Below are 2,306 nucleotides of genomic sequence, written 5' to 3' on the forward strand. Positions count from 1 at the left end.
GTGCCTTCAGCTGGGGGAGGATTCAAGCGCGGTGGTACTGCACCGGAGAGGCGACCTCGCCGTCGAGTTCCGCGGCGGCGTGGCGTGCCCAGTACGGATCGCGCAGCAGTTCGCGGGCCAGGAGTACGGCGTCGGCCTTGCCGGAGGTGAGGATTTGCTGAGCCTGGTCGGGTTCGGTGATCATGCCGACGGCGGCCACGGGGAGCCCGGTTTCGTTGCGGACCCGCTCGGCGAAGGGCACCTGGTAGCCGGGGCCGGTCACGATCTTCGCGTCGGGGGCGTTGCCGCCGGTGGAGACGTCCATCAGGTCCACTCCGCGGGCCTGGAGCTCCTTGGCGAAGCGCACGGTGTCGTCCGCGGTCCAGCCCTCGCGGTCGTCCTCGGGGTTCTCGGTGAACCAGTCCGTGGCGGAGATCCGGAAGAAGATCGGCAGCTCGTCCGGCCACACGGCACGGACGGCGTCGACGACCTCCAGGGCGAACCGGATCCGGCCCTCGAACGAGCCGCCGTACTCGTCGGTGCGCTGGTTGCTGTACGGGGAGAGGAACTGGTGGATCAGGTAGCCGTGCGCGCCGTGGATCTCGGCGACCTCGAATCCGGCCGCGAGCGCACGCTCGGCGGCCTCGGCGAACTTCCGGACGATGCCGCGGATGCCGTCCGTGGAGAGTTCCTCGGGGGTGGTCGACGCCGGGTCGAAGGGAAGGGCGCTGGGGCCGACGGGGGTCCAGCCGTAGGGCTCGTCGGGGCTGATCGGGCGGCCGCGGTCGGCCCAGGTGCGCTCGGTGGAGGCCTTGCGTCCGGCGTGGGCCAGCTGGATGCCGGGAACCGTGCCCTGCGACTTGAGGAACGCGGTGATGCGCTGGAAGGCGGCGACCTGGGTGACGTTCCAGATGCCCAGGTCGTAGGGGGAGATGCGCCCCTCGGGGCTGACGGCCGTGGCTTCGGTGATGATCAGGCCGGTACCGCCGGTGGCGCGTGCGGCGAGGTGAGCGAAGTGCCAGTCTGTCGGGACGCCGACCGCTTCGCCCTCCGGCGCCGCACTGTACTGGCACATCGCCGCCATCCAGATGCGGTTGGGGATGGTCAGTGACCTGAGGGTGTAGGAGGTGAAGAGGGAGGTCAACTCGATACTCCTAGTGCGTGCCTGGTGAGCCGGGGCCGAGTGCGTATGCCACATCGCACCCGTTGCCGTAGGTCTCCAGAATAATTGCATGCGCTTGCTATTTATTCCGGCCCGCAAGCCGCGTGTGCAGCGATGGCGGGGAGCCCACCTGCCCGATCGGGGGTGTCCCGATGGAGCCCGCACAGCGCCCGGCGGCACTGACCGTGATGCGCGGGAACCGTGAGTGACACAGGGCACCTACCGGCGTCGGGCCCAGTCGGGCAGGGTGAGTTCGTACTCGACTTCGCCCTGTTCGGAGCCTTCGATCGTCTCGGGCCAGTCTCCGGTGAAGTTGCGGAGGAACGACAACCCGGCCCGTTCCATCACCCGCCGCGACCGGGTGTTCACCGTCATGGTGTTCGCCGTGACCCGTTCCACCCCGAAGTCCCTGAACCCCTTGTCGATCAGGACCCGCGATCCTTCCGTGGCATGGCCCTTGCCCCAGGCGGCCCTGTTCAGCCGATAGCCGAGCTCGACCACGGCGGCGCTGTGCTCGTCAAGCGGGCGGAACTCGAACCAGCCCAGGAAAGTTCCGGTGGCCTTGTCCTCAGCGGCCCAGTAGCCACGGGTACCGAGGCACGCGTAGTCGTGGAGGAGCCGTGGCAGGGTCTGCGTGCGGATCGTCTCGCGACTCGTCGGTTTGCCGCCGTTGATGAACCGCATGACCTCGGGATCGTTGTCCAGCGCGAGGAGGTGCTCGGCGTCGGCGTCGGCGTCGGTGAACGGGCGCAACACGAGCCGTTCGGCTTCCAGGAAGACAGGCATGCAGCGATCTTCACCACCGGTGGCTCGGCCTGCCACCGGATATCGGCGGCAACAACCGTGCGTCACGGCCCGATTGTGCAAGGCGGCCGTTCGACCGGGCTCCGGGGGCCGGTCGGCGTCACCTCGTCCGTGGTAACCCGCCGCGACCGGGGGAGCTGCTGTCGTGGCTCCGCTCGACGAAGTCATGCGTGGACAAGGCGCCGGAAACGCCACCGGGCGCCGTAGGCTTTGGCGGGCGTTCGGGCCGTCGCACCCTGCGTGCCGCGGTCGCACGGCGTCCTACGTTGGTTGAATCCTCCCCCAGCTGAAGGACTCCGTTGGGAAATCCGTGAAACGGCCGCATAGGCGGTGCTTATGCGGCCAGGTCGAGCCGGGCTAG

General features: G+C 68.8%; 2 protein-coding genes. Both read right to left on the minus strand.

Annotation, left to right across the window (positions count from 1 at the left end):
* Positions 1-22: 22 nt before the first annotated feature.
* Positions 23-1,123, minus strand: coding sequence for an NADH:flavin oxidoreductase/NADH oxidase (locus VXC91_RS44645; protein WP_329513055.1), 1,101 nt, complete (start codon positions 1,121-1,123; stop codon positions 23-25).
* Between the two features lie 237 nt (positions 1,124-1,360).
* On the minus strand, positions 1,361-1,927 hold the full coding sequence (locus tag VXC91_RS44650; RefSeq protein ID WP_329513056.1) for a GNAT family N-acetyltransferase: 567 nt from the start codon (positions 1,925-1,927) through the stop codon (positions 1,361-1,363).
* Between the last annotated feature and the right edge of the window lie 379 nt (positions 1,928-2,306).

It is taken from the genome of Streptomyces chiangmaiensis, from assembly GCF_036281785.1.
Taxonomy (GTDB): Bacteria; Actinomycetota; Actinomycetes; order Streptomycetales; family Streptomycetaceae; genus Streptomyces; species Streptomyces chiangmaiensis.

Coding starts and splice junctions, on each gene's coding strand:
- VXC91_RS44650 (WP_329513056.1), bottom strand. CDS start 1,927: ATGCCTGTCTTCCTGGAAGCCGAACGGCTCGTGTTGCGCCCGTTCACC.